The sequence below is a fragment of the Selenomonas sp. genome, assembly GCF_052169755.1.
GTDB lineage: Bacteria > Bacillota > Negativicutes > Selenomonadales > Selenomonadaceae > Selenomonas.
Genome location: NZ_JBQNBV010000015.1, coordinates 1 through 24,778 on the forward strand (window position 1 = coordinate 1; position 24,778 = coordinate 24,778).

The 24,778-nt window shown below is 50.3% G+C and carries 24 protein-coding genes and 1 rRNA gene; 23 read left to right on the top strand and 2 right to left on the bottom strand.

The genetic code is table 11. The features are described 5' to 3' along the window. Positions 1-118: 118 nt before the first annotated feature. Positions 119-235 (top strand): 5S ribosomal RNA (rrf, locus tag ACTTKG_RS02210). A 17-nt stretch (positions 236-252) separates the two neighbouring features. On the opposite strand, the gene ACTTKG_RS02215 is transcribed toward rrf, so the two are convergent. Then, positions 253-1,512 (bottom strand): nucleotidyltransferase, encoded by a 1,260-nt coding sequence (locus ACTTKG_RS02215; RefSeq protein ID WP_442672627.1) that lies wholly within the window; start codon positions 1,510-1,512, stop codon positions 253-255. 78 nt (positions 1,513-1,590) lie between these two features. Here ACTTKG_RS02215 and mnmA point away from each other — a divergent pair, with 78 nt between their 5' ends. From mnmA to ACTTKG_RS02265, 10 genes are all read left to right on the top strand, one after another. Continuing rightward, on the top strand, positions 1,591-2,661 hold the full coding sequence (gene mnmA, locus ACTTKG_RS02220; protein ID WP_442672628.1) for a tRNA 2-thiouridine(34) synthase MnmA: 1,071 nt from the start codon (positions 1,591-1,593) through the stop codon (positions 2,659-2,661). Between the two features lie 102 nt (positions 2,662-2,763). Next, complete coding sequence (locus ACTTKG_RS02225) at positions 2,764-3,879, top strand: hypothetical protein (RefSeq protein ID WP_442672629.1); 1,116 nt, start codon at positions 2,764-2,766, stop codon at positions 3,877-3,879. A gap of 56 nt (positions 3,880-3,935) precedes the next feature. Beyond that, positions 3,936-4,478: a biotin transporter BioY gene (locus ACTTKG_RS02230; protein ID WP_442672630.1), complete on the top strand. Its 543-nt coding sequence runs from the start codon at positions 3,936-3,938 to the stop codon at positions 4,476-4,478. A gap of 169 nt (positions 4,479-4,647) precedes the next feature. Next, positions 4,648-5,367 (top strand): NYN domain-containing protein, encoded by a 720-nt coding sequence (locus ACTTKG_RS02235; RefSeq protein WP_442672650.1) that lies wholly within the window; start codon positions 4,648-4,650, stop codon positions 5,365-5,367. 13 nt (positions 5,368-5,380) lie between these two features. Further along, positions 5,381-5,779: a DUF3783 domain-containing protein gene (locus ACTTKG_RS02240; protein WP_442672631.1), complete on the top strand. Its 399-nt coding sequence runs from the start codon at positions 5,381-5,383 to the stop codon at positions 5,777-5,779. Further along, positions 5,776-6,600, top strand: a complete 825-nt coding sequence (locus ACTTKG_RS02245) for a hypothetical protein (RefSeq protein ID WP_442672632.1) — start codon at positions 5,776-5,778, stop codon at positions 6,598-6,600. Before ACTTKG_RS02240 ends, ACTTKG_RS02245 begins: the two co-directional genes overlap by 4 nt. Before the next feature lie 34 nt (positions 6,601-6,634). After that, positions 6,635-7,561 (top strand): ABC transporter substrate-binding protein, encoded by a 927-nt coding sequence (locus tag ACTTKG_RS02250; protein ID WP_442672633.1) that lies wholly within the window; start codon positions 6,635-6,637, stop codon positions 7,559-7,561. Then, positions 7,558-8,307 (top strand): ABC transporter ATP-binding protein, encoded by a 750-nt coding sequence (locus ACTTKG_RS02255; RefSeq protein WP_442672634.1) that lies wholly within the window; start codon positions 7,558-7,560, stop codon positions 8,305-8,307. The genes ACTTKG_RS02250 and ACTTKG_RS02255 overlap by 4 nt, the downstream gene beginning before the upstream one ends. Further along, positions 8,304-9,044 carry an ABC transporter permease gene (locus ACTTKG_RS02260; RefSeq protein WP_442672635.1) on the top strand — a complete coding sequence of 247 codons (741 nt, stop codon included), beginning with the start codon at positions 8,304-8,306 and terminating at the stop codon, positions 9,042-9,044. The genes ACTTKG_RS02255 and ACTTKG_RS02260 overlap by 4 nt, the downstream gene beginning before the upstream one ends. A gap of 136 nt (positions 9,045-9,180) precedes the next feature. Continuing rightward, positions 9,181-9,444, top strand: a complete 264-nt coding sequence (locus ACTTKG_RS02265) for a late competence development ComFB family protein (protein ID WP_442672636.1) — start codon at positions 9,181-9,183, stop codon at positions 9,442-9,444. 77 nt (positions 9,445-9,521) lie between these two features. On the opposite strand, the gene ACTTKG_RS02270 is transcribed toward ACTTKG_RS02265, so the two are convergent. Then, positions 9,522-10,868, bottom strand: coding sequence for a hemolysin family protein (locus ACTTKG_RS02270; RefSeq protein WP_442672637.1), 1,347 nt, complete (start codon positions 10,866-10,868; stop codon positions 9,522-9,524). Between the two features lie 264 nt (positions 10,869-11,132). Here ACTTKG_RS02270 and ACTTKG_RS02275 point away from each other — a divergent pair, with 264 nt between their 5' ends. From ACTTKG_RS02275 to coaBC, 12 genes are all read left to right on the top strand, one after another. Further along, a complete protein-coding gene (locus ACTTKG_RS02275; RefSeq protein ID WP_442672638.1) occupies positions 11,133-12,356 on the top strand; it encodes a VanW family protein in 1,224 nt (407 codons plus the stop codon). 37 nt (positions 12,357-12,393) lie between these two features. Further along, positions 12,394-12,966 (top strand): UbiX family flavin prenyltransferase, encoded by a 573-nt coding sequence (locus ACTTKG_RS02280; RefSeq protein ID WP_442672639.1) that lies wholly within the window; start codon positions 12,394-12,396, stop codon positions 12,964-12,966. A 27-nt stretch (positions 12,967-12,993) separates the two neighbouring features. Continuing rightward, the gene (locus tag ACTTKG_RS02285) at positions 12,994-14,607 is read left to right on the top strand and encodes an MBL fold metallo-hydrolase (RefSeq protein WP_442672640.1); all 1,614 of its coding nucleotides are present in this window, start codon (positions 12,994-12,996) and stop codon (positions 14,605-14,607) included. Between the two features lie 217 nt (positions 14,608-14,824). Continuing rightward, the gene (locus ACTTKG_RS02290; RefSeq protein WP_442672641.1) at positions 14,825-15,784 is read left to right on the top strand and encodes an aspartate carbamoyltransferase catalytic subunit; all 960 of its coding nucleotides are present in this window, start codon (positions 14,825-14,827) and stop codon (positions 15,782-15,784) included. Then, positions 15,768-17,078: a dihydroorotase gene (locus ACTTKG_RS02295; protein ID WP_442672642.1), complete on the top strand. Its 1,311-nt coding sequence runs from the start codon at positions 15,768-15,770 to the stop codon at positions 17,076-17,078. The genes ACTTKG_RS02290 and ACTTKG_RS02295 overlap by 17 nt, the downstream gene beginning before the upstream one ends. Continuing rightward, complete coding sequence (gene carA, locus ACTTKG_RS02300; RefSeq protein WP_442672643.1) at positions 17,075-18,148, top strand: glutamine-hydrolyzing carbamoyl-phosphate synthase small subunit; 1,074 nt, start codon at positions 17,075-17,077, stop codon at positions 18,146-18,148. Before ACTTKG_RS02295 ends, carA begins: the two co-directional genes overlap by 4 nt. A 2-nt stretch (positions 18,149-18,150) precedes the next feature. Beyond that, a complete protein-coding gene (gene carB / locus ACTTKG_RS02305; RefSeq protein WP_442672644.1) occupies positions 18,151-21,381 on the top strand; it encodes a carbamoyl-phosphate synthase large subunit in 3,231 nt (1,076 codons plus the stop codon). A gap of 217 nt (positions 21,382-21,598) precedes the next feature. Beyond that, positions 21,599-22,483 carry a YicC/YloC family endoribonuclease gene (locus ACTTKG_RS02310; protein WP_442672645.1) on the top strand — a complete coding sequence of 295 codons (885 nt, stop codon included), beginning with the start codon at positions 21,599-21,601 and terminating at the stop codon, positions 22,481-22,483. A 15-nt stretch (positions 22,484-22,498) separates the two neighbouring features. After that, entirely contained in the window at positions 22,499-22,777 is a 279-nt protein-coding gene (remA, locus tag ACTTKG_RS02315; protein WP_442672646.1) for an extracellular matrix/biofilm regulator RemA, read from the top strand. Beyond that, positions 22,774-23,388, top strand: coding sequence for a guanylate kinase (gmk, locus tag ACTTKG_RS02320; protein WP_442672647.1), 615 nt, complete (start codon positions 22,774-22,776; stop codon positions 23,386-23,388). The genes remA and gmk overlap by 4 nt, the downstream gene beginning before the upstream one ends. A gap of 2 nt (positions 23,389-23,390) precedes the next feature. Beyond that, positions 23,391-23,603, top strand: a complete 213-nt coding sequence (gene rpoZ / locus ACTTKG_RS02325; RefSeq protein ID WP_442672648.1) for a DNA-directed RNA polymerase subunit omega — start codon at positions 23,391-23,393, stop codon at positions 23,601-23,603. Next, on the top strand, positions 23,603-24,778 hold a 1,176-nt coding region (gene coaBC / locus ACTTKG_RS02330), incomplete at its 3' end, for a bifunctional phosphopantothenoylcysteine decarboxylase/phosphopantothenate--cysteine ligase CoaBC (RefSeq protein WP_442672649.1). The genes rpoZ and coaBC, both read left to right, overlap by 1 nt.

Sequence of the window (24,778 nt, forward strand, 5' to 3'; positions counted from 1 at the left end):
TGACCGCTACTGACTGCCTCAAGGCAGGAAGAAATGTGAGACGCGCGTATGTTTCGTCACCCTAAAATGTTCCGTTAAGTCTTCTGTATAGTTTTGAGGGCACACCTCAACAAAGAAATCCAGTGGCGATAGCTGAGTGGTTCCACCTGTTCCCATCCCGAACACAGTCGTTAAGCACTCATACGTCGAAAGTACTTGGTTGGAGACGACCTGGGAGGATAGAAAGCTGCTGGTTCAATTCAAAACGCCTGCTCATGCAGGCGTTTTTCTCTTATCTGAAATGAAGAGCGGAGAGCGTTGGAAGTCCTCGCCGCGTTTTGTGATTTGCGGAAGGCAAAGTCGGCGCATTTCTGTGGCATGAATGTCAAGTGCGAGCATGTTTTCCAAAGCCGTTCGCTTTTCTGGCGGATATTTTAACGCGGCGTCTTTCAAAAAATGACTGGTCTTGCTTATGAGAGGAAGCGAACTTTTCTGTTTGATTTCATGCAGCAAGCTTTTTCCTGCACGATTGAATGCGAGTATACGAGCATAGAGAGGTCCATTCTCATCAAATGCATGAATATCCTGTCGACGAAGGTGCAGCATGATGTGGAATATGAGCCGTTGAATTCGACTTTGCGGATGACGACGACTACGGCATTCATCGAGAAGTTCTTTCATGGTGCGGCAATGAGAAGCGGCGTGCAGCAGTCTGTTCTCAAAACCTTCATTTATACCATAGATTTTTTGTAAATTTTCCAGAGTATAATGTTCAAGCTGAGCAAGAAGCGGTCGAAAAAGCAGATTGATTTCTGGTATAGCTTCTTCCGTATGCGCTTCGAATAAGGCTTCCATGCTGTTTGCAGGAAGAACTTTCGCCAGGAGGTTTCTTCGCGGTGCGGCGGTTTGGATTTCTCGGCGAATGGAACTTGCACTGGCATACGTGTCGTGGAGTTCTTCATCATGATAAGCGGCGCCGATTCTTGCCACTGCAAAAGGTTCGATCGGAGCGACGCAGCAGTTCAAGGCGCGCAGGTATTCCAGGGCAAGAATGTTGTTCGGCTGCTTGAGGAAAGCTTCGTTTATACCGCTGCTTCGGGCAATGGCATGACTTAATGCAGCGGCATAGGAATGACCTTTTTGTACGTATGCATGGAGCAGTTTCTGCACATCGCTTCTCTTCGCTGAATCCGCTGCGCATTGAAGCAAGGCGAGAGAGCTTTCTGCGCCGAAGGCAAGACCGTCAACGATACCCAAGCGCGAGAGCAGCGATACGCCTCCCTGTGCGAAATCCTGTGCGCTGCGCACGGCAAAGGCCGCCGGCAGTTCGAGCACGAGGTCGATGCCGCTCGAAACGGCGTGGCTTGCACGCTGCCATTTGTCGAGAATCGACGGGCAGCCGCGCTGTGTGAAACTGCCGCTCATCAATGCGACGATGCGGGCTTTGGGATATTTCGCGCGTATGGTTTCAATCTGGTAAATGTGCCCGTTATGAAAGGGATTATATTCGGCGATGATGCCGATGACATTCATGAAATCAACTCCTTGTATGGATGGTTCTCTTAGTGTACCATAGAATTGCATGTTGCAGATATTTTTAGGAGGCAATGGATGAAAAAAAAAGTAGCGGTAGCGATGAGCGGCGGGGTTGACAGCTCACTTTGTGCAGCTCTTTTGAAGCAGCAGGGCTATGATGTACTGGGGATAACCATGCGGCTTTCTGATGATAGCCGCGAAGTGTATGGCGTTTCTCGTGCGGCGGAAGATGCAAGACGAGTGGCAGATTTCCTTGGTATAGAGCATATGATTGTAGATTTTCGTACACTTTTTTCTAATCGAGTTGTTGATTATTTTTTGACGGAGTATTTAGCAGCGCGTACGCCAAATCCTTGCGTGATTTGCAATAGATTTTTGAAATTCGGTGCGCTTTTTGCGTTTGCAAAGGAAAAAGGAGCCGATTTTCTTGCTACGGGACATTATGCTCGTGTAGAAAAAGAAGAGAACGGAGAATTTTCGTTGCGGAAAGGCTGTGATGAGACGAAAGATCAGTCGTATGTTCTCTATCGGCTGCCTCGTGAAATTTTGCCGCATATTCTTCTTCCTCTTGGAATTTATCAAAAATCGGAAACGCGAACTATGGCAAGAAAACTTGCGCTTCCGGTGGCTGATAAAGCGGAAAGTCAAGAGATTTGCTTTGTACCGAATGATGACTATAAGGCATATCTGTCAAAGCATCGGACAAATGGTTTTTCTCCAGGGGATATTGTTGATACCGAAGGAATGATTTTGGGACGACATAATGGTCTGCCGTTTTATACCATTGGGCAGCGAAAGGGGCTGGGGATTGCTGCTGAACATCCGCTTTATGTCCTTGCGCTTGATGCGAAAAATAATCGTGTTATTGTGGGGAGAAATGAAGAGGTTTACGCTTCATCACTTTTCGCAAGAGATGTAAATTGGCTGATTGGCGAACCGACGCAGGAGATTTCCGTTTGTGCCAAGATACGTTATGGCAGTCGTGAGGCAAAAGCGTGTGTCCTGCCTTTGGCGAAGGGGAGTGTCAAAGTCTCTTTTTGTGAAAAACAGCGCGCGGTCACACCAGGACAGTCTGTCGTCTTTTATGAAGGGAATCGCCTTTTAGGCGGTGCAACGATTGAAGCGGAATATAGGAAACATGGATAAATTTCATCACCTATCATAAAGATGCAGGGGATTCCTTGCGAAAAAACTTTGCTTGTTGCATAATAGGAGAGGGCTTTACAAATATATGAGGAGGGAGAATATATGTCAATACTTTCCAGAGAGCGGAAAGTTCGTTTGTTTTTTGCAGTAGTTTTACTGTTTGGGGCGATCGTTGGATGCGGAGCATGGTATTTTTTTTATTATACAAAAACGCCGGAATACGGATTGGAAAAGATTCGAGATTCTTTTGAAAGACATGATTGGCAGACTTTTCAAGAGTATGTCGATGTGGAAACTTTGCTCGATAATTCTACGGAGCCTCTGATTCAGGCTATGATTGATACGGATCGCCCGATGTCCGGCGATGCGAAAGCTGCCATGAATGGGTTTGTTCAGATGTTTAGGGCGCCGCTGGCGTTGACTTTGCGCACGGAAGTGCAGTATTACATTGAGCATGGTGAATGGAAAAGCAGTACGACGGCATCGGAGAAGCAAGATCCGATGAGCCTCGATGTGGTTCTTACCCGAATTGGTCTTAAGGCAATACAGTTTCGCCATATTGATTACGTTGCAACGGATCGCGAGACGGGAACGGCACGTGCCGGCGTGCGCGTTTATCAGGCAGATGTTGGAGAAGAATTTACTTTTGAAGTGAAGCTTTCACAGCGTGAAAATGGCAGCTGGTGTGTGACGGAGATACAAAATCTTCACGACTTCATTGCGATGATTGCTAAAGCGCATGATGAGATATTGGCAGATTATCTTGTTAAGTCTCAGGCTATCATAGATCGTCATGGGAAATCTTTGTTGGAGATTGAGCAAGATTTTAGCCGTACGCTGCAAAATGGTTCGCTTGGCAGTGATGAAACGCGCGGAGCCTTGAAGTCTATCTTGTTGGAAAAGATGGTGGCGGATTGGACGCAGCGCAAGGAAGAGCTTGCCGCACTCACGGTGCCGTCGATGGCAGAGACCTTACACCACTTGCGCCTGCGCAGCTGTGATATGCGCATCGCTTATGCCTTGGGCTATGCGGCATGGATGGATGACAAGAAAGCAGCGACCATCCGCGATGCTCAGACGAAATTAAAGCAGGCGAAAACTTTGGAAAATGAAGCGGCAGCGCTTGCCCGACACATGTCGGGCGAGTCTAAGGCTGCTTTGCAAATTCCGCAAAAACAAGCAGACAGCGAAGGACAGGCAAGTATGCCGAGTTTGTGATAGGAGTAAAGGAAACCGTCGCTAAGGAAGACTTCCTTAAGAGTTGGGGGCAAAGAATGAAACAAGAATCGACGCTGTCTGTTCAGAAGATGACAAAGATGGCGCTCTGCATAGCGCTTTGCTGCGTCGCGGCATATATCTCCATACCGCTGCCTTTTACGACAGTGATGATTACGGCTTTGACACTTGTCATGAATCTGACCGCATTTATTTTAGGACCGAGAGAGACTTTTGTGGTTCTTTTCGGGTATACGCTTCTCGGGTGCATCGGGTTGCCGGTTTTTGTCGGCGGCACCGCGGGCGTTGGAAAACTTTTCGGTCCCACAGGCGGATTTATCCTTGTTTTTATCATAGCGTATCCCATCGTCAGTTGGCTCAAGGGCAAGGAAAATTCTTTCAAGCGATTCATCCTTGCAGCTGTCTTTGTTGGCATACCGCTCACTTATATCGGCGGTTTGACCTCTATGATGCTCCTGATGGATATAAATCTTTGGCAGGCTCTCGTCATGGCAGTTTTCCCATTTATTCCGGGGGATGTTTTGAAGGCTGTTTTGGCAGCCTTTTTGGGCGTGAAACTCAACAAGCTATTCCGGCAGTAAGAACGGAGTGCTTCTGTATCCATCAATATTTCATGGAAATTCCCATACAAATATGATAAAATATACGAGATTGAGAAGCGGAGAATGTGCAAGTTTCTACGACTGAATTTTAGAAATTGCTGATAAATATCTGGCTTCTTTATTATGAAATTGTGAGGTTTTACTTTTGATGACATTTGATTCAAGTACAGAGACGGTAGCTGTCCTTTACGATATTGAGAATGCACCTTTTGAAATGCTTGATTTTACTTTGGGGAAAGCGCAAAAATTCTTTCCTTGCCGCATGATCGTAGTTTCGGATTGGGAAAAACATCCGGAGCAAAGGCGTTGGAACCGTTTGATGGCGCGAAAAGGTTTGACCTTTCGGCAAATTGATCGAAAGATTGACGGTAAAAACTCGCTCGATTACGCTTTGTTTGACATGGCAAAAATCTTGCGTGACGAAGGCGTACGCCGCTTTCTCATCGTGACAACGGATTCAGATTTCGTGACGATTGCTCAAATGCTGCGTGAGAGCGATACGCCGTGTCATATTATTGGCGTGGGAACGGAGCAGGCAAGTCAATCGCTGCGCGATGCTTATGATGAATTTTATTGCTATCCGCCGGTGAAAAAGAAAAAGGCGAAGGCTGAAAAGAAAGAAGAGACGACAGAAAAGGAGAAAATTGTAAGCAAGGCTGAAAAGAAGCAACAAAAAAAGCAATCGAAGCAAAATCAAGAGAATGCGGCAAAAGAACATCTTATGCCGCTTGCCATTGCAGAAAAAAATATTTTACAGGTGCGTCTGCCGAAGTCGCTTTTTGATAAATTGCAGAAGAAGAAGCGTCATGAAAATGTTGACATGGATCAGCTTGTGACATATCTCTTGATGCGCGGTTTGAGCGAGTGATGGAGAACGGACGATGAGAAAACAAGAAGAAAAGGTTTTGCTCTATCAATTCTCCGATGAAACGGTGCTTGCGATCAAATCAGTTTTAAGCAAACTGGGTATCCACACCGTTGTTTTAGAGCAGGATTCATGGCGCCAGCGAATTGGCTTCTTACTGGCTCTCAAAGGCTTCAGCCAAAGTACGGCAGAAGAAGCGGCATGGTCGTTTCCTCATGAAATGGCGGTTTTTCATAATATTAAGGGCAAGCGTCTCGATCAGGTTTTGCAGGCGTTAAAGGACGGCGGAATTGCACATGTGCGCTTCAAGGCTGTGACGACACCTTTCAATTTGCATTGGACGCTTGGGCGTTTGTGCAAAACTATGGATAAAGAGCATGCCTATATGATGGAAAGGGATAAGAAGCCGCAATGAGGTATGATGATCTCGATCGGACGCGTGTGCTTGTACGCGATAAAAATGTATCTGCGGGAAACCGCCTTGACGATACGCAGGAATTGCCGTCGTTGTCTCACGATGCTGCGCCTGTTTTCCCGCGAAAGAGAAATGTGCGTGAGCTTCCGCCGCGTTCACCGCAATATACAGGCTCTGACCATGCTGCAAATATCATGGACAGGCGGCAAAAAAGAACCCCCTGGGTTTTTGCGTTTGCCGCTTGCTTCTTGTTGGCTCTGTTTTGCGGCATCTTGTTGTCCCAGACGTTTCGCGATCATGAGCAAACACTGGCAGACAGCCGAAAGGAAGCGCAGCAGATGGAGATGCGTCAGCAGGAACTTGCTGCACGCGAAGATTCTCTTAAAAAGCAGCGCGACAGTATTGCGGAGCAAAAACGCACGTTGGAAGAACGAGAACTGGAGCTTGAGCGAAAAGCGCAGCGCGCCGCAGGCCGCACAGAGCGCATTGAGCAGGAAAAGAGCAAGGGTTCCGTTGTCGGTGACTGGATGGATAAGGTCACGGGTAAGGAGAAGGAGCGAAAAGAGGCGGATGCGAAAAACGCTGCTGAGATTCAGCAGACGAATTTGGACATCGCTTCTGTCCAACAATCGATCCGGGATGCGCAAGTCATTCTCGACGAGGTGGATAACCAACTGGATAATGTCAATGAAATGAAGGATCAAGCAGATCGCTTGAAGACTGCTGCACAAGATACATACATGAAAAATGAAGGGATGCTCACGAATATTCTTCAATATATGAGTGAAGGCGTTGACTTGCTGCGTCAAATGCTTCGTTAAACTGCATGTTGTGCGATGGAAAAGGAGAATGAACGTGAAGAAAATTATTGCTTTGCTGTTTTTGCCGTTATTTTTCCTTGCAGCCGGCTGTGGAGGAGGAAAACAAGAGCTTAGTACATTAAAGATCGGACTTATGCCGGATACGGATTCCGTTCCTTTCATCATAGCGCAGGAAAAAGGTTATTTTAAAGAAGAGGGATTGAATGTAGAGCTTCATCCATTTAAGAGTGCTATGGATCGGGATTCTGCTTTGCAAAGCGGTAATCTTGACGGCGCCGTTTCAGATATGCTCGCTGTCGCTTTTGCTAAGACGGGTGGTTTCGATGTCAAAGTGACTTCCATGACGGACGGCAGCTACAAATTGATTGCAGCCCCGGGGATGAAGCCGCCGACCGTCAAAGCGCTCGCGGGCAGGGAAGTCGCAGTTTCCCGCAATACGATCATTGAATATGTAACGGATCATATCCTTGAAAGCAACGCGATGACGGGCGACGATATTGCAAAGGTTATCATTCCGCAGATACCGACTCGCCTTGAACTGCTGCAAAGCGGCAACTTGGCAGCAGCGACTTTGCCAGAGCCGATGGCGAGCATTGCTGTCCATAACGGATGCCAATTCATCACAGGTTCTGATGAACTCGGCATCAACCCCGGCGTCATTCTTTTTACAGGAAAAAGTACAAAGGAGAAAGAGGCGGAAATCAAGGCGATGTATCGAGCCTACAATAAGGCAGTGGCGTATCTCAATAGCGCTGCGAGAAGTGAATATATCGATCTCGTTGTGGAGAAGGGAGGCTTTCCGCCGGCAGCAAAGGACGCTTTGACGTTGCCGGTCTATCATGAAGCCGGACTGCCGAAGCAAAGCGATGTTGCGGACTGCATGGCGTGGCTCAAACGCAAAGCGCTGATCGAAGAGACGTATGACTATGCCGACCTTGTGGTTGATTTTCTTCGCCCATGATTGATCTGCAGCACCTTTCTTATGCCTATACCGTTGATAAAAAATGTGTGCAGGTACTGCGCGACATCAATCTGCATGTTCCTCAAGGTGTCGTTTGTGCAGTCATTGGAGCTTCCGGCTGCGGCAAATCAACGCTTTTGAAAATTATCGCGGGCATATTGCAAGGGTATGAGGGACGAGCCTTGCTCGCCGGAACGCCTGTGTCTCCCGCACAACAGCGCATTGGTTTCATGCCGCAGAACTATGGACTTTTGCCGTGGAAAACCGTGCGTGAAAATATTGAATTGGGTATAAAGATACGTCATGAAAAACCACGGAAACAAGATACCATTTCCTTGATGCAGCGTTTGGGAATTCATACATTCAGCGAACGATATCCGCATGAGCTTTCCGGCGGACAACAGCAGCGCGTGGGTTTGGCACGCGCCTTTTTGCTGCGCCCGGATGTGCTTTTGATGGATGAGCCATTCTCTGCGCTGGATGCCATCACGCGTGAGGAGATGCAGGAAGTGTTCCTTTCCCTTTGGAAGGAGCAGCATGTGACCACCATTCTCGTCACACATTATGTAGAAGAAGCGTTATACCTTGGACAAAAAATTGTCATGCTTACACGCACTCCTGGACATATTGCTGAAATACTGGATAATCCGCTTTTTGCCAGCGGTGACATTCGCGAGGATGCGGCGTTTTTCCATATGAGCCGCCATTTGCGCACGATGATTAAGAAGAATTGGAGCATAACATGAAACATACCCTTTTCACTTACGTTGGTGCTGCGGCGATCCTTTTCTTCCTTTGGCAGATGGTCTCTTTGGCTCTTGATTTGCCCATAGTGCCAAGCCCCTGTAAGGTTCTTCTTTGTTTACATCAGATATTTTCTTCTACGCTTGCTGTTCATACGTTTTTTAGCTTGGGCAGAATTGCCGCCGGGCTTTTTTTTGCTGTATGCATCGGCTATCCCTTTGGCATATTCATGGGATATACCAATATCGCAGATCGCATGTTTGCGCCATTCGTCTATCTTTTATATCCTGTGCCTAAGATCGCACTTTTGCCGATTTTCATGCTGCTTGCAGGAGTGGGTGAAATCTCTAAGATTTTAATGATCTTTCTCATCATTGTTTTTCAAGTTGTCATCGCCGTGCGTGATGCGGTGCGGTCGATTCCTCAAGAAACATATATTCCGCTCTTGTCCCTTGGCGCTTCTCCATTTGCCATTTTTCATCATATTCTGTGGCCGGCATCGTTGCCCAAATTTATCACTGCTGTGCGTGTAGCTATGGCAACGGCAATTTCCGTTTTGTTTTTTACGGAAACCTTTGGCTCTCAGCATGGTCTGGGGTGTTTCATCATGGACGCATGGCTGCGTGTCAATTATTTGGAAATGTATGCAGGGATTGTTGTTCTTAGTCTGCTCGGTCTTTCTCTTTTTTCCCTTCTTGACTTGTTGGAAGCGCGGTTCTGTCGCTGGCAATATAAATAAGTCTTTTGGGTGATTACAAAGGTCTAAAATCCTAAAATTTGAAAAATTATCCATAAAGAGTGACAAGGTACGTCAATTGTTGTATAATTAAAGAAGATTAAAAGGACATTTAGCGTATGATGGGAATGAGTAGGATATGCCGATCAAAAATACCATGGAAGAGTTCGTCAAGCATAATCTTGATACGATTTTGCGTATGTATCCCGATTGCTGTTCCTGCGACAAGTGCAGGGAAGACATCATGGCGCTTGCGCTGAATCATCTTCCCCCGAAATATGTATCAACAGACAAGGGCGATTTATTTGCCAGAATATCTTCGATGGATCCTGTCGATAAAGCTTTTATCAGTCAAGAGATTGCCAAAGCTATACAGATCGTTCATGAAGTGCCGCGTCACTAGAAGTAACGGGTTGAAATTCTCTCAAAGAAAGAGCGATGCTGCTTGAAGCAACATCGCTCTTTCTTTGAGAGAATTTTTTAAGGAATACGGATGGATGGGGGGCGATCCGATTTTGCTGTCGTCGTTTGTTTTGTTTGATGGGTTACAAGAATTTTATCAATACGGGCACGATCCATATCGACGATTTCAAAGGTAAAAGCGTCCCATTGACAACGCTCCGTCTCCTTGGGAATATAGCCGAAGTACGAGGTCAAAAAACCTCCCATTGTTTGAAAATGTGCTTTATCTTCATCGGGCAGGGGCGTGTCAATATCAAATTTTTCCTTGAAGTCGTCGATGGAAAAGAGACCGTCCATATACCAGGAATCTTTGCCGCGAGGGATCATCTGCGGTGTGTCAAGCTCGTCGATGTTGAACGATTCGCCGATGATTTCGCTCATGATGTCTGTCAGTGTAAGAAAACCGATGACGCCGCCATACTCGTCGAGTACGACTGCCTCATGAAGTCCGGTTTCACGGAATTTTTCAAGCACGCGAAATGTTTCCATCGAGCGCGGCACGAACATGGGTTGACGTACAAGGGAAGTTAAGTCAAGGCTCTTTTTGTCAAGGCTTGCATTGAGAAGATCTTTGGCATAGAGTACGCCGCAGAAATCATCCAGATTGTCACGACCGACGGGTATGACTGTATCCGGCTTTTCCTTAATCAGCTGCAGATTATGCTCTAAGGAGTCCTCAAGATCGATCCAAAACATCTGTGTGCGCGGCGTCATCAAGGCATAAGCTGTTTGGTCACTCATGTGGAAAATGTTGTCCACCATAGCCTGTTCCGCTTTTTCAAAGGTTCCGTCTTCCGTCCCTTGCTCGATGAGATCTTTAACCTCATCTTCGGTAACCGTATCCGGCATATTGGGATTGATCCCTAAAAAAAGAAGAACGAAATTGGCTGAACTGGAAAGAAATGAAACGGCAGGCCGCGTAATGTATGCAAGGAGATGCAGCCAACGATGGAAGCGGCACAAGTATTTTTCGGGATTTTGCCAGGCGATCTTCTTGGGCAGAAATTCGCCCATGAGGAGGCTGAAGTAAGCGATGAAAACTGTACTTAAGGCGAGTGCTGCGGTATGGGAATAAGGAAAGAAATGCAGCATTTTTGCTAAGAGGGGAGCGATCACACTGCCAATCGTGATGCCAAGGAGTATGCTTGTGAGTGTGATGCCGATCTGCACGACGGGCAGGATTTTCTCCGGCATATCAAGAATTTTCAAAGCGGACAAGGCGTCTTCGTTTCCGTCATCGGCAAGTTTTTCCAAACGACTTTTATGACTTTCTAAGATGGCAGTTTCAACTAAGGCAAAGAAACTGCTTGCTGCTACAAGAAGAACGATCGCGATGATGAATAGTGGTAACTCTGGGTTATCCAAGAGAGGGCACATCCTTTTCTGCATGATGGGATAGGTTTTGCATCGGGGTATTTGGGAAATCACGGATAATTCTGCACCGATTTGAATGCGTTCGTTTTATCTGTGTTTCCTTTGATGAAACATGCGACACGCCTATTATAACACAATGCGGCAAATACTGCATGAAGATCGCTGCATGAAAATCTTGTGGCAGGAATAATGGAATGAATAACGAATGGTATAGAGGAGTTACAGATATTGCAGTCGAAGGAGCGAAAATAAACGATGGGATTTTCCAAAGTGAAGTTCATCATAGCAGCAGGATTGACGGTTGTTTTGACAGCAATTATCGGGGGAGGCTTGGCTTATCATGCTTCTTGCCGTGGACGCATCCTTTACGGTGTGCAGAGCGATGGACATTCTCTCTTTGGTATGACGCAGCAGGAGGCGGAGCATTATTTCGAACAGCTTGGGCAGAGAAAGCTCTCCGGGCATACGATTTCTCTGCGCAGTAACGGAAATGTATGGAAGCTGCAGCCGCAGGAGTTCTCTGTAAAGCCTTTGGCGAAAGCTACAGCAGAGCAGGCGTATAATGCCGGACGTACGGGCACCGTTATGCAGCAGATTGCAGAACAGATCAAGAATGCCGTATATGGCTGCAACATTCCTTTTACGGCAAGTTACGATGAAGGTTTGCTGCAGCAAAAGATAGAGAGTATAGCAGAGGATGTGCTTGTGCAGCCGGTCAATGCGGCGTGTGAGATCGATGCCAACGGGGTCATTCATCATGTTCAGGGAAAGTCGGGAAAGATGCTGGATGTACCGGCTGCATTGCAGGCAGTGGGGCAGCCGCTCAGGGAGATGCAGTCGGCGATCATTGAATTGCCCATAGCGGAAAATCCGCCTTTTGTCGGTACGGATGACGTTAAAAATGTCAATGCTGTACTCGCAAGTTATACGACGTATTATCGTCACGGCGCCCGTGGGGATAACATTGCTTTGGCGGCACAGCAGCTTAACGGGGTTTTGATTCGCAGCGGGGCAAGTTTTTCTTTTAATGAGATCGTGGGAACACGCACGGCAAATGCCGGCTATAAGTATGCTGCCGTCCTCATCAACGGGAAGTCTGTGCCAGGCATTGGCGGCGGCGTCTGCCAAGTCAGTTCCACGCTCTATAATGCGATCCTTTTGGCGGGACTTAATCCTACGGAGCGGTTTTCTCATTTTATTCCTTCGTCGTATTGTCCGCCGGGGCTTGATGCTACGGTGGCGGATGATTTGATTGATTTTCGGTTCATGAATCCATTGCCGCATAGTGTTTATATTTTGGCGAATGCGGATGGCAAAAAGGTTACCGTGCAAGTGCTTGGCACGCAGGCAGATCTTCAGGGAAAACAGATTTCTGTGGAAACGGTTGGATCGAGCAAAAAGCCGTCGGTTTATCGCATCTACCGCGCGAATGGTCAGGTTGTCGAGCGGGAATATTTACATACGGATTCCTATTCATGACCTTTTATCTATGGAAACATAAGGGAAAGAGATGCCTATGGAACAGAAAAAGATCATCGTAGGAGCGACAGGGGCAAGCGGCTTGCCGCTCTTGCTTGAATGCTTGAAACTCATTCGAGCGGCTGAGGGATTTTCCTCCGCTTTGATGATGACACACGGCGCAGAACTTACGCTCAAACATGAGATGGCGATGGAAAGAGCGGATGCCGCAGAACTTGCTGATGAAATATTTGCCATTGATGAAATCGGCGCAGGGCCTGCCAGTGGTTCGTATCGCGCTGTGGGGATGCTCGTCGTGCCCTGCTCGATGAAGACGCTCGCCGGCATATACTGCGGCTATGCAGACAATCTGCTGCTGCGTTCCGCCGATGTGATGCTCAAGGAGAAGCGTCCTCTCGTTCTTGCCGTCCGTGAATCGCCGTTGAGTCCCATACATCTGCGCAACATGCAAGAGCTTGCGCTTTTGCCGACGGTTCATATCGTGCCGCCCATGCTGGTGTTTTACAACAAGCCGAAGTCTCTCGAAGAGATGATGCAGCAGATCGCGGCAAGGCTGCTCGCCCCCTTCGGACTTATGGCTGAAGAATATCGTCCTTGGCAAGGCCTTTGAAGAAATGCTACAGAGGAGTGAAGCAAAATGAAGTTGACCTTTCTGGGCGCTGCCCATACGGTTACCGGCTCCTGCTATTTGTTGGAGAGCGAGGATCGAAAAATTTTGGTGGATTGCGGCATGTTCCAAGGCGGCCGCCGCATACGGGAGCTGAATTATAAAGAATTTTGTTTCAATCCGGCAGAAATTGACTGTGTTGTTTTGACGCACGCGCATATCGACCATTGCGGGCTTGTGCCGAAACTTTATCGCGAGGGTTTCAAAGGGAATGTTTATGCGACGAAGGTGACGTGTGAATTGGCGCATATCATGCTGCCGGATTCTGCGCATATTCAAGAGCATGATTCTGAAGTTCTGAACCGCAAGAGTCAGCGAAGCGGTGATCTGTTGATTCAGCCGCTCTACACGATGGATGATGCAGAAGCGTCGCTTAAGCATTTCATACCGAAGTCATACAATGAGCTTTTCCGTGTGGAAAGCAACATCGAAGTGCGCTTTCGTGATGCCGGGCATATCATAGGATCCGCCATTGTAGAAATGTATGTGGAGGAAAATGGCGAGAGAACAAAGCTCGTATTTTCCGGTGATTTGGGACAGCCCGATCAGCCTATTATCAAGGATCCGACGATCATTGATGGGGCGGATTACCTGCTGCTCGAATCGACATACGGGGATCGTCTGCATCAAGTCTATGACAAGGAAACGACGCTCCTCGAAGCTGTGCAGGATACGATGGAGCGCGGCGGCAATCTCATCATTCCGGCGTTTGCAGTCGGACGCACACAGACGCTGCTCTATTACTTTTATAAGCTATGGAAAGACGGATTGATGGAAGATGTGCCGATCATCCTTGACAGTCCTATGGCGATTGCTGCAACGCGCGTATTTATGGAAAATATGCAGGAATTTGATGAGACGACTATTGAGCTTTTGGACAAGAACGGCGGCGGGCTGCCGCAAATGCCACAGCTTCGTATCTGCAAAACCGCAGAAGAATCACGCGCATTGAATTCAGAGGCGAGTTCTGCCATCATCATTTCGGCAAGCGGCATGGCGGATGCCGGACGGATTCTTCATCATCTCAAGCACAATCTCTGGCGGCCTGAATCGACGATTCTCTTCGTCGGCTATCAGGCTGAGGGCAGCTTGGGACGCCGACTCCTTGACGGTGTGAAGCGTGTCAAGGTCATGGGCGAGGAAATCGCGGTCAAAGCGAATATTCAGATGCTGGAAGGCTTTTCTGCCCATGCGGACATGCATCAGATCCTCGACTGGTTTGCACCGATCCAAGATCCGAATCCTGCGCGCGTATTCATCGTTCATGGCGAACCGTCCGCCTCGGAGTCGCTTGCCGAGCAAATTGAAAAGCGATTCAAGACAAAGACGTACATCCCTTTCTTTGGCGATTCTATTCTCATGACGGGACGCAGCCATGAGATTCATGAATCCCATCTGCCGGAAGTCTCCGTCGAGAAGGAGATGGAGGATTTCCTGCGTACGGTCGATTCAACGTATCGCCAGCAAAGGAGACGCCTCTTGCAGTATGTCGTGCGCAATCCGCAGCAGATGGAAGTCGTCATACGCACGGTGCAGAAGGGCTGGAACTATATGAAGAAGCTGTTTGCTACCTTCAATGTCTGAGGAGTTTTCATTGACAGCCGGAAATACATGTGGTAAGATTCGAAACAGATAAAGTACATAGAGATGTGCCTTTGAAATTGGTCCTGTGAGGCTGATAAAGGGAGCCGTAAAGGTGTGGGCTTGAAGAGCCGCATCCTTGCCATGCACAAAAGCTTTCTTATGCCTTGCATAAGAAAGCTTTTTTCTCTTCTGGGCAAGCATTGAGGGAGTGAGTCGCTTGAACAAAAATCCTGTTTCTCTACGTGGCAAAAACATTTTGGGTCTGGAGGATTTCTCTCCGGAGGAAATCCAGCTCGTTCTTGACTCTGCCAAGGGCATGAAGAATGTGATCCACAGGGATATCAAGAAGCTTCCAACGCTGCGGGGAAAGTCTATCGTCACATTGTTTTATGAGCCGAGTACGAGAACGCGCTCTTCTTTTGAGCTTGCAGGAAAGTATCTTGGCGCTGATGTCGTAAATATCACCGCAGGGACGAGCAGCATCGTCAAGGGCGAGAGTCTGCGCGATACGCTGCTGACGGTTGAAGCGATGGGAGTCGATGCCATTGTCATGCGTCACAAGGCGGAAGGTGCGGCGGCTTATGCAGCGCAGGTCGTATCCCCTGTGATCGTCAATGCGGGGGACGGCGCACATGCACATCCATCCCAAGGGCTTCTGGACTTATTTACGATCTTACAATACAAAAAGACGTTGCGTGGCTTGAAGGTCGCTATCATCGGCGATATCTTGCACAGCCGCGTGGCTCGCTCGGATATATGGGGTATGCGCAAGATGGGGATGGAAGTGCATTTGGCGGGGCCAAGGACGCTGCTGCCGCGCTTTCTGGAGGAAGAGCCGGGCGTATTTGTACATGACTGTATCGAAGACGCTGTCTGCGACGCCGATGTCATCAATGTGCTGCGCATACAGCTGGAGCGGCAAAAGGCGGGATTGTTTCCATCCATGCGCGAATACGCCCGCATTTTTGGCTTGAGCGAGGAGCGTTTGAAGCTGGCGAAAGATGATGTGCTCGTGCTGCACCCGGGACCGATGAACAAAGGGCTGGAAATCTCGCCGCGCGTAGCGTACAGCAGCAATTCCGCCATACAGGAGCAGGTGCAGAACGGCGTGGCAGTTCGCATGGCGCTCTTGGCATTGGTCTTGATTGGAGGAAAGCAAAATGAAACAGATCTTTAAGGGCGGTCGCGTCGTAGATCCGAAAAACGGTGTGGATGAAAAGGCGGATATTCTCGTGGAAAACGGCGTTGTCCGAGAGGTCGCGTCCTATATCATGGATGAAAACGCAGAAATCATCGACGTCAGCGGCAAGGTAATCGTCCCGGGACTCATTGATATGCACACACACTTGCGCGAACCGGGACAAGAGGCAAAGGAAGATTTCCTCTCCGGCTCGCAAGCGGCGGCGGCAGGCGGCTTTACAACCGTCGCCACGATGCCGAATACAAGCCCTGTGGTTGATACCGTCGCTTTGGTGCGCAGCTTGCAGGCGCGCGCTGAGGAAGTCGGCATCGTCCATATCGAAATCATCGGCGCGCTGACGAAAGGACAGAAAGGCGAGGAACTTGCAGAGATCGGCGATATGAGTTTGGCAGGCGCTGTGGCATTTTCCGATGATGGGCATTATGTGAAATCCGCCAAGATCATGATGAACGGCATGGATTATCTGAGAAATTTTGATAAAATTATCATCGACCACGATGAAGAATTGTCGCTTATTGAAGAAGGCGTTATGAATGAAGGGCATCGGAGCGCTATGCTCGGCATGAAGGGGCGGCCTACCGTGGCGGAAGATATTGCCGTGGCGCGTGATATTTTGCTCGCGGAATATGTCGATGCGCCTGTCCATGTCGCGCATATCAGCTCGGCACGCGCGGCAGACCTTGTGCGTGAGGGAAAGCGGCGCGGCGTGAAAGTCACGGCAGAGGTCACGCCGCATCATCTCATCTTAACGGACGACTGCGTGCAGCTTACGGATTCTTCCACCAAGGTTAATCCGCCGCTGCGCGGGCAGAAGGATGTTGAGGCTATGTTGGAGGCGCTGAAGGACGGCACCATCGACATCGTCGTTTCCGACCATTCGCCGCACGCCGCAGAGGAAAAAGATCGCGAATACATGTATGCGCCGAGCGGCTTTCCGGGACTTGAGACGACCTTGGGGCTTCTTTTGACGGAGCTTTACCACAAAGGCAAGATGGATTTGCCCGCGCTCATTGCCAAGATGACCTCTGCGCCGGCCGCACTCTTCCATCTGAATGCAGGCAGTTTGGAAGCAGGTATGCCGGCAGATATTACGGTCATCGACCTCGATAAGGAATGGGTCGTAGATGCCGAACAGTTTTATACGCGCGGCACACACTCGCCATACGTCGGCTATCGTTTGAAGGGCAAGGCTGTGATGACGGTGGTCGATGGCCGCATCGTGATGCGCGATGGAAAAGTCCTTGCGAGAGAAGAGGAGAATGTCGGATGAAAGGAACATTGGTCTTAGAAGATGGCAGCGCTTTCTCCGGCAAATTGCTCGATGAAGCGAAAGCCTTTGGCGAGGTCGTATTCAACACGGGAATGACAGGCTATCAGGAAGTTTTGACGGATCCGTCGTATTGCAGCCAGATCGTGATTTTGACGTATCCGATGATCGGCAACTACGGCGTGGCAAAAAACTTCATGGAATCAAGGAAATCCTTTGTCAACGGATTCATTATAGCCGAGCTTTGTGACGTCGGCAGCAACTGGCAGTCGGAAGGGGAGCTGCCGGCTTTTCTGCGAGAGCAGAATGTGCCCTGCCTGTACGGCGTAGATACGCGTGCCGTGACGCGTCACATTCGCTCTGTCGGCACGATGAAAGGCGTCATCGTGCCGGAAGGTGTATCGAAGGAAGCGATGGATCGACTGCTCGCGCAGCCTCTGCAAAAAGATGTTGTAGCGACTGTGACGACGAAAGAACCCTATCGGTGGGAAGCGGAGTGCGCCGACGCACCGCATATCGTCGTCATGGATTTCGGCATCAAGCAGAACATTCTGCGCTCCTTGCATGCATTCGGCTTTCGTCTTACGGTTGTGCCGGCGCATACGTCGGCGGAAGAAATCCTTGCGCAAAATCCCGACGGCATTTTTCTCTCCAACGGTCCGGGCGATCCGCAGGATGTTCCCGATATCATCGCCGAAGTAAAGAAACTCATCGGCAAGAAGCCGTTGTTTGGCATTTGCTTAGGACATCAGTTGTTTGCTCTCGCTATGGGAGCAAATACATATAAGCTGAAATTCGGTCATCGCGGCTCGAATCAGCCCGTCAAAAATTTGGCGATGAACCGCGTGCATATTTCGTCGCAGAATCATGGATTTGCCGTTGAAGAAGCTTCTCTAAAGGGGCTGCCGCTTGAAGTCACGCATCGTGCCGTCAATGATGATACGATTGAAGGACTGCGCCATACGGAGCTTCCGATTTTCACCGTGCAGTATCACCCCGAAGCCTCGCCGGGACCAGAGGACAATCGCTATTTGTTCGAACAGTTCCGCTCGATGCTCAAGGAGGCGAAATAGATATGCCGAAGAAAGATTATTTGAAAAAGGTCATGGTTATCGGCTCGGGGCCGATCATCATCGGACAGGCGGCAGAATTTGACTATGCCGGTTCGCAGGCGTGCCGTTCCCTAAAAGAAGAGGGGCTGGAAGTCGTCCTCGTCAACAGCAATCCGGCGACGATCATGACGGATACACATATTGCTGACCGCGTTTACATCGAGCCTTTGACCGTGGAGTTTCTTGAGGAAATTATCGCGAAGGAAATGCCGGACGGGCTTCTTGCAACGCTCGGCGGGCAGGCGGGTTTGAATCTTGCCGTAAAGCTGTCGGAAAAGGGCGTCTTGGAGAAGTATCACGTGGAGCTTCTCGGGACGAGTCTTGAGGCGATCAAAAAGGCGGAAGACCGCGAGCTTTTTAAGGAAACGATGCAAAAACTCGGTGAGCCGATCCCGGAGAGTACGATCGTCGATGATGTGGAATCCGCCGTCGGCTTTGCCAACGAAATAGGCTATCCGCTGATCGTGCGCCCCGCCTATACGATGGGCGGCACGGGCGGCGGCATTGCCGAGAACGAAGAAGAACTCATTGAAACGGTCATCAAGGGACTCAAGTACAGCATGATCGGGCAGGTGCTGATCGAGCGCAGTGTTGCCGGCTGGAAGGAAATCGAGTACGAGGTCATGCGCGACGGCAACGATAACTGTATCACGGTCTGCAACATGGAAAACTTCGATCCCGTGGGCGTCCATACAGGAGACAGCATCGTTGTCGCGCCTTCGCAGACGCTTTCCGATCACGACTATCAAATGCTGCGCAGCGCATCTTTGCGTATCATTCGCGAGCTAAACATCGAGGGCGGCTGCAACGCGCAGTACGCGCTCGATCCGAACAGCAATCGCTACTATGTCATTGAAGTCAATCCGCGCGTCAGCCGCTCATCCGCCTTGGCTTCGAAAGCGACGGGCTATCCCATCGCGAAAGTTTCGGCGAAGATCGCCATAGGCTATTCCCTCGATGAAATTACAAATGCCGTGACGCAGAAAACGAAAGCATGTTTTGAACCGTCGATTGACTATTGTGTCGTCAAGTTCCCGCGCTGGCCGTTCGATAAATTCGTCTTTGCAGACCATACGCTTGGCACGCAGATGAAAGCGACGGGCGAAGTCATGTCCATCGACCGCAACTTTGAAGGCGCGATCTTGAAAGCGGTCCGCTCCTTGGAAATCGGCGTGAAGCGTCTCTATATGCCGGAAATGGACGATTGGAGCGATGAAAAGCTCAAAAAATCGTTGGAAAAAATCAACGATGAGCGAATCTTTGCGATTGCCGAAGCATTTCGCCGAGGGATTGCCGATGTAGATGAGGTCTATGACCTTACGAAAATCGACCGTTGGTTTCTGCGCAAGATCAAACGCATCGCTTCCGTGGAAATTCAGCTCATGCAGGAGGAAGTCACGCCCAAACATCTCATCGAAGCGAAAAAAATCGGTCTTTCCGACGCCTCGATTGCCGAGCTGTCCGGCAGGACGATGAACGAGATCCGCACGATGCGCAAGGCGATGAAACTCCTGCCGTGTTACAAGATGGTCGATACATGCGCTGCAGAATTTGAAGCGATGACGCCATATTACTACTCCACGTTCAACGCGCAGGAAGATGAGGTGGAAACGGGCACACAAAAGCGCAAGATCATTGTACTCGGCTCGGGCCCCATCCGCATCGGACAGGGCGTCGAGTTCGACTATTGCTCGGTTCACTCGGTTTGGGCGCTGCGCGAAATGGGCTATGAGGCCATCATCATCAACAACAACCCCGAAACGGTCAGCACGGACTTCGACATATCGGACCGACTGTATTTCGAGCCGCTGACGGTCGAGGATGTGTTGAATATCGTCGATAAGGAGCAGCCGGAGGGCGTCATCGTGCAGTTTGGCGGACAGACCGCCATCAATTTGGCGTCGTCGCTGCAAAAGGCAGGCGTGCATGTTTTCGGTACATCGGTAGACGATATTGATCGTGCGGAAGATCGCGAGCGTTTCGAAGAGGTGCTGCGTCAGACGCATATTCCTTGCCCCAAGGGCATCAGCGTCACCGATGTAGAAGCCGCCGTCGAAGGCGCTGCGGAGATCGGCTATCCCGTCATGGTGCGTCCGTCGTACGTCCTTGGCGGCAGAGCTATGGAAATCGTTTACAAAGAAGAGGAACTGCGCGATTATCTGAATCGTGCCGTCAAGGTCACGCCCGATCATCCCGTGCTCGTCGATCGCTACATGCAGGGGACAGAGGTCGAAGTCGACGGTATCTGCGACGGCGTGACGGTCGTCATTCCGGGCATCATGGAGCATATCGAGCGTGCCGGCGTTCACTCGGGCGACAGCATCGCCGTTTATCCGCCGCAGACGCTTCCGGCGCGTGTGCTTTATACCATCATCGACTATACGAAGCGCCTTGCCTTGAATCTTCATGTCAAAGGAATGCTCAACATTCAATACGTCGTCGTCAATGACGAAGTCTATGTCATCGAAGTCAATCCGAGATCGAGCCGTACGGTACCTTTCTTGAGCAAGGTCACCGATGTCAAGATGGTCAATCTTGCGACGCGGGCGGCGATGGGGCAGTCCTTGGAAAAGATGGGATATTTCTCTGGTCTTGTGCCGCCGAAGCCCTATGTCGCCGTCAAAGCCCCTGTGTTCTCGTTCGCCAAGATGCAGGACGTCGATATCTCCCTTGGTCCGGAAATGAAGTCTACAGGCGAGGTCATGGGCATCGACTACCACTACGCGCGGGCGCTTTACAAGGCAATTGCAGGTGCGGGTATGAACATGCCGAAGAACGGCCGCATCTTATTCACCGTAGCGGATAAAGATAAAGAGGAACTAAAGCAGCTTGCCAAAGCCTTTTATGAACTCGGCTTCCAAATTGCCGCGACGGAAGGTACAGCGCGCGCGATACAGTCTATGGGCATCGACTCAGACATCGTGGGCAAAGTGCATGAACGCAGCACGGATATCATCCAGATGATTAAGACAGGGCAGATTCAAATGGTCGTCAACACGCTGACGCAGGGCAAAGGATCTGCACGCGACGGTTTCAAGATTCGCCGCGCGACGGTGGAGCATGGCATCGTCTGCCTGACCTCGCTGGATACAGCTTGGGAAGTATTGCGCGTCCTGTCCTTCATGCAGCAGCGCCGTTTGGTCTATGCGTTGGCTCTGCAGGACTATGTCGGCGGCGGCGACGATCTCGCCTAACGGGCTTGTCGGAGTCAAGATTTCATAGCGCTTAAAAAGCATAATGAAATCTAAGACTCCGTCGGCGCCCTAACGGGCTTGTCGGAGTCAAGATTTCATAGCGCTTGGAAAGCATAATGAAATCTAAGACTCCGTCGGCGCCCTAACGGGCTTGTCGGAGTCAAGATTTCATAATATAATAAAACGAAATGGAGAAGCGGATGCTGAATGGGGGTTGTTGGCATTGAAGAGCATGACGGGATTTGGCGCGGCAGGGCAAGAGAATGAAGATTACAAAGTTCATGTGGAAGTGAAGTCGGTCAATCAGCGCTATTTGGATATATCGTTTTCCATGCCGCGTGCTCTCAATGTCTTTGAAAATGACATGCGCAATGTCATCAAAAAGTACTCGGCGCGCGGCAAGGTCGATGTGAACATCGTTTTTCATGACAAGCGTGAAAAGGAAGCGACGATTGTCGTTGACAAGAACTTGGCGCATGCCTACCAGACGGCTCTCTATGCGCTTGGCGATTTCCTGCATTTGACACCGCCTGCCGATGTATGTAAAATAGCCTTGTATCCCGATGTGCTGCGTGTACACGAGGAAAGCCGCGATGTTTTGGACAGCCGCGAGATCCTGTTTGCTTCCTTGGAGAGCGCTTTAGAGCATTTTTCTGCGATGCGTAAGAAGGAAGGCGAACATACGCGCCGCGATTTCGAACCGCGCCTTGATTTCCTCGCCGAATCGGTCGAAAAGCTCTCGGGTTTTGAGCCGGAAATCGTCGAGCGATATCGCGCGCATCTGACGTCTGTCCTTGGCGAGATGCTCAAAGGGCAGGGCGTCGATGAAATGCGCATCATGCAGGAAACGGTGCTGTATGCTGACCGCATCAGCTACAATGAGGAAGTCGTGCGTCTCAAGAGCCACATCGCCCAGTTTCGGGAGACGATTGAAGAAGAAGCGACGCCCATCGGCAGAAAGCTCGACTTTTTGATTCAAGAGATCAATCGCGAGACGAATACGATCGGCGCCAAGGCGAATTTCACCCAGGCGGCGAAGATCGTCGTTGAGATCAAAAGTGAAGTCGAGAAGCTGCGTGAACAAGTGCAGAACATCGAGTGAAGCGAGGGATGCAGTATGGACATCAAGCTCATCAACATCGGGTTCGGCAACATCGTTTCGGCGAATCGCGTCGTGGCGATCGTCAGCCCCGAGTCGGCGCCGATCAAGCGTATCATACAGGAGGCACGCGAAGGCGGCAGGCTCATCGACGCCACTTACGGCAGGCGCACGCGAGCCGTCGTCGTCATGGACAGCGATCATGTGATTCTTTCCGCTGTGCAGCCGGAGACTGTGGCGCACCGCGTGCTTGAGCCCGATGCGCCGGATGCAAAAGGAAAAGAGGACGGCAAATGAGAAAAGGACTTTTAGTCGTTGTTTCCGGTCCATCGGGCGCCGGAAAAGGTACGATTTGTCATGCGCTTTTGGAAAAAGAGCCGCATCTCGCCTACTCTGTCTCTGCTACGACGAGAAAGCCGCGTGCAGGAGAGATCGAGGGGGAAAGCTATTACTTTCTTTCGGTTGAAGCGTTTGAAGAAATGATCGAAAAGGATGCTCTTCTTGAATGGGCGAAAGTGTATGACAACTACTACGGAACCCCCTTGAAGAAAGTGGAGGAAAAACTCGCAGCGGGCGAGGATATCCTGCTTGAAATCGACACGCAGGGCGCGATGAAGGTGCGCGAAAAGTTTCCCGAAGGTGTATTTATCTTCATTTTACCGCCGTCGCTCGCCGAACTTGAAAGGCGCATTCGCGGACGCGATACGGAAACGGAAGAGGTTTTGCAAAAACGTCTCAAGGCGGCGGTTGAGGAAATCGAAGTGGGGCGGCTTTATAAGTATGTCGTCATCAACGATGAGGTGAAGCGTGCGGTTGCTGCCGTACGTGCCGTCTTAGCGGCAGAGAAGCGTCTTGTCGTGCGCAATGAGGAACTTTTTGACGAGATGGAAAAGGGAAGGGAAGAGTAAACATGAGCATGGCAGATCCTTCGATCAATAAACTTTTGGATGTAGTTGACAGCCGCTATACGCTTGTTGTCTTGGCGGCGAAGCGTGCGCGGCAGCTTCTCGGCGGCGAGGAACCGAAAGTTGCCGCGAAGTCGACGAAAGATGTGACGATTGCCTTGGAGGAGATTGCTGAGGGGGACATTCTCTATCGGCGCAGCAAAGGCGGCATCAAATAATGATTCTTGAGGGTAAGAAGATTGTTCTGGGCGTCACGGGAGGGATTGCCGCTTATAAGGCGGTGGAAGTTGCGAGCCGTCTGCGAAAAAAAGGGGCAGAGGTTCACGTCGTCATGACGAAGGAAGCCGCCCGATTCATCGCACCTCTGACCTTCCGAGAGATCACGGGACAGCCGGTATCGCTTGATATGTGGCAGGAGCCTGCGCATTGGAACGTCGAGCATATCGCTCTTGCGCGCCTTGCGGACATCGTCCTCATCGCGCCTGCGACGGCGAATATCATCGCCAAGGCGGCGGCGGGCATTGCCGACGACCTGTTGACGACGACGCTGCTTGCGATGACAGCGCCGATTTTTTTCGCGCCTGCGATGAATCATGCGATGTACGAAAACCCCGTGACGCAGGAAAATATGGCGAAGCTCGAAGCGCGCGGCTGGCATAAGATTGCGCCTGCGACGGGGTATTTGGCATGTGGTGTGACGGGTGTGGGACGTTTGCCTGAACCTGTGGACATTGTGCGTGCGTTGGAGGAAGCGGGAGAGTGCAGCAAGTCGCTCGCCGGCAAAAAGGTGCTCGTGACCGCAGGCGGTACGCTGGAAGCGATCGATCCTGTGCGCTTCATCGGCAATCGCTCAAGCGGCAAGATGGGGTATGCCGTCGCAAAGGAAGCGGCGCGGCGCGGCGCAGACGTCGTGCTTATTGCGGGCGGCGCCGTTGCTCTCGCTGATCCGCATGGCGTGCGCGTTCTGCATACGGAATCGGCGCTTGCCATGCGGGGCGCCGTCCTGCAGGAAGCGGAGGACGCCGATATCGTCATCAAGGCGGCGGCTGTCGCCGACTATCGTCCGAAGGAAGCAGCGGCGCACAAGATCAAGAAGAACGATGCTGAATTGACGCTCATCTTGGAGAAGAATCCCGACATCCTGCTGGAACTCGGCGCGCGGAAAAAGGCGCGGCAGATCCTCGTCGGCTTTGCGGCGGAAACGCAGAACCTCCTCGGTTATGCAAAAGAAAAGCTCAAGAAGAAAAATCTTGATCTCATCGTGGCGAATGATGTGACGTGCCCTGACGCAGGATTCAATACGGAAACGAATCTTGTGAAGATTGTGGCGCGCGACGGCTCCGTTGAGGAGGTCCCCTTGATGAGTAAACAGGCGGTGGCAGTACATCTTCTT

Coding starts and splice junctions, on each gene's coding strand:
- ACTTKG_RS02275 (WP_442672638.1), top strand. CDS start 11,133: ATGGGATTTTCCAAAGTGAAGTTCATCATAGCAGCAGGATTGACGGTT.
- ACTTKG_RS02255 (WP_442672634.1), top strand. CDS start 7,558: ATGATTGATCTGCAGCACCTTTCTTATGCCTATACCGTTGATAAAAAA.
- ACTTKG_RS02260 (WP_442672635.1), top strand. CDS start 8,304: ATGAAACATACCCTTTTCACTTACGTTGGTGCTGCGGCGATCCTTTTC.
- ACTTKG_RS02240 (WP_442672631.1), top strand. CDS start 5,381: ATGAGAAAACAAGAAGAAAAGGTTTTGCTCTATCAATTCTCCGATGAA.
- ACTTKG_RS02295 (WP_442672642.1), top strand. CDS start 15,768: ATGAAACAGATCTTTAAGGGCGGTCGCGTCGTAGATCCGAAAAACGGT.
- gmk (WP_442672647.1), top strand. CDS start 22,774: ATGAGAAAAGGACTTTTAGTCGTTGTTTCCGGTCCATCGGGCGCCGGA.
- mnmA (WP_442672628.1), top strand. CDS start 1,591: ATGAAAAAAAAAGTAGCGGTAGCGATGAGCGGCGGGGTTGACAGCTCA.
- ACTTKG_RS02280 (WP_442672639.1), top strand. CDS start 12,394: ATGGAACAGAAAAAGATCATCGTAGGAGCGACAGGGGCAAGCGGCTTG.
- ACTTKG_RS02225 (WP_442672629.1), top strand. CDS start 2,764: ATGTCAATACTTTCCAGAGAGCGGAAAGTTCGTTTGTTTTTTGCAGTA.
- remA (WP_442672646.1), top strand. CDS start 22,499: ATGGACATCAAGCTCATCAACATCGGGTTCGGCAACATCGTTTCGGCG.
- ACTTKG_RS02245 (WP_442672632.1), top strand. CDS start 5,776: ATGAGGTATGATGATCTCGATCGGACGCGTGTGCTTGTACGCGATAAA.
- rpoZ (WP_442672648.1), top strand. CDS start 23,391: ATGAGCATGGCAGATCCTTCGATCAATAAACTTTTGGATGTAGTTGAC.
- ACTTKG_RS02285 (WP_442672640.1), top strand. CDS start 12,994: ATGAAGTTGACCTTTCTGGGCGCTGCCCATACGGTTACCGGCTCCTGC.
- ACTTKG_RS02265 (WP_442672636.1), top strand. CDS start 9,181: ATGCCGATCAAAAATACCATGGAAGAGTTCGTCAAGCATAATCTTGAT.
- ACTTKG_RS02230 (WP_442672630.1), top strand. CDS start 3,936: ATGAAACAAGAATCGACGCTGTCTGTTCAGAAGATGACAAAGATGGCG.
- ACTTKG_RS02235 (WP_442672650.1), top strand. CDS start 4,648: ATGACATTTGATTCAAGTACAGAGACGGTAGCTGTCCTTTACGATATT.
- ACTTKG_RS02215 (WP_442672627.1), bottom strand. CDS start 1,512: ATGAATGTCATCGGCATCATCGCCGAATATAATCCCTTTCATAACGGG.
- carA (WP_442672643.1), top strand. CDS start 17,075: ATGAAAGGAACATTGGTCTTAGAAGATGGCAGCGCTTTCTCCGGCAAA.
- carB (WP_442672644.1), top strand. CDS start 18,151: ATGCCGAAGAAAGATTATTTGAAAAAGGTCATGGTTATCGGCTCGGGG.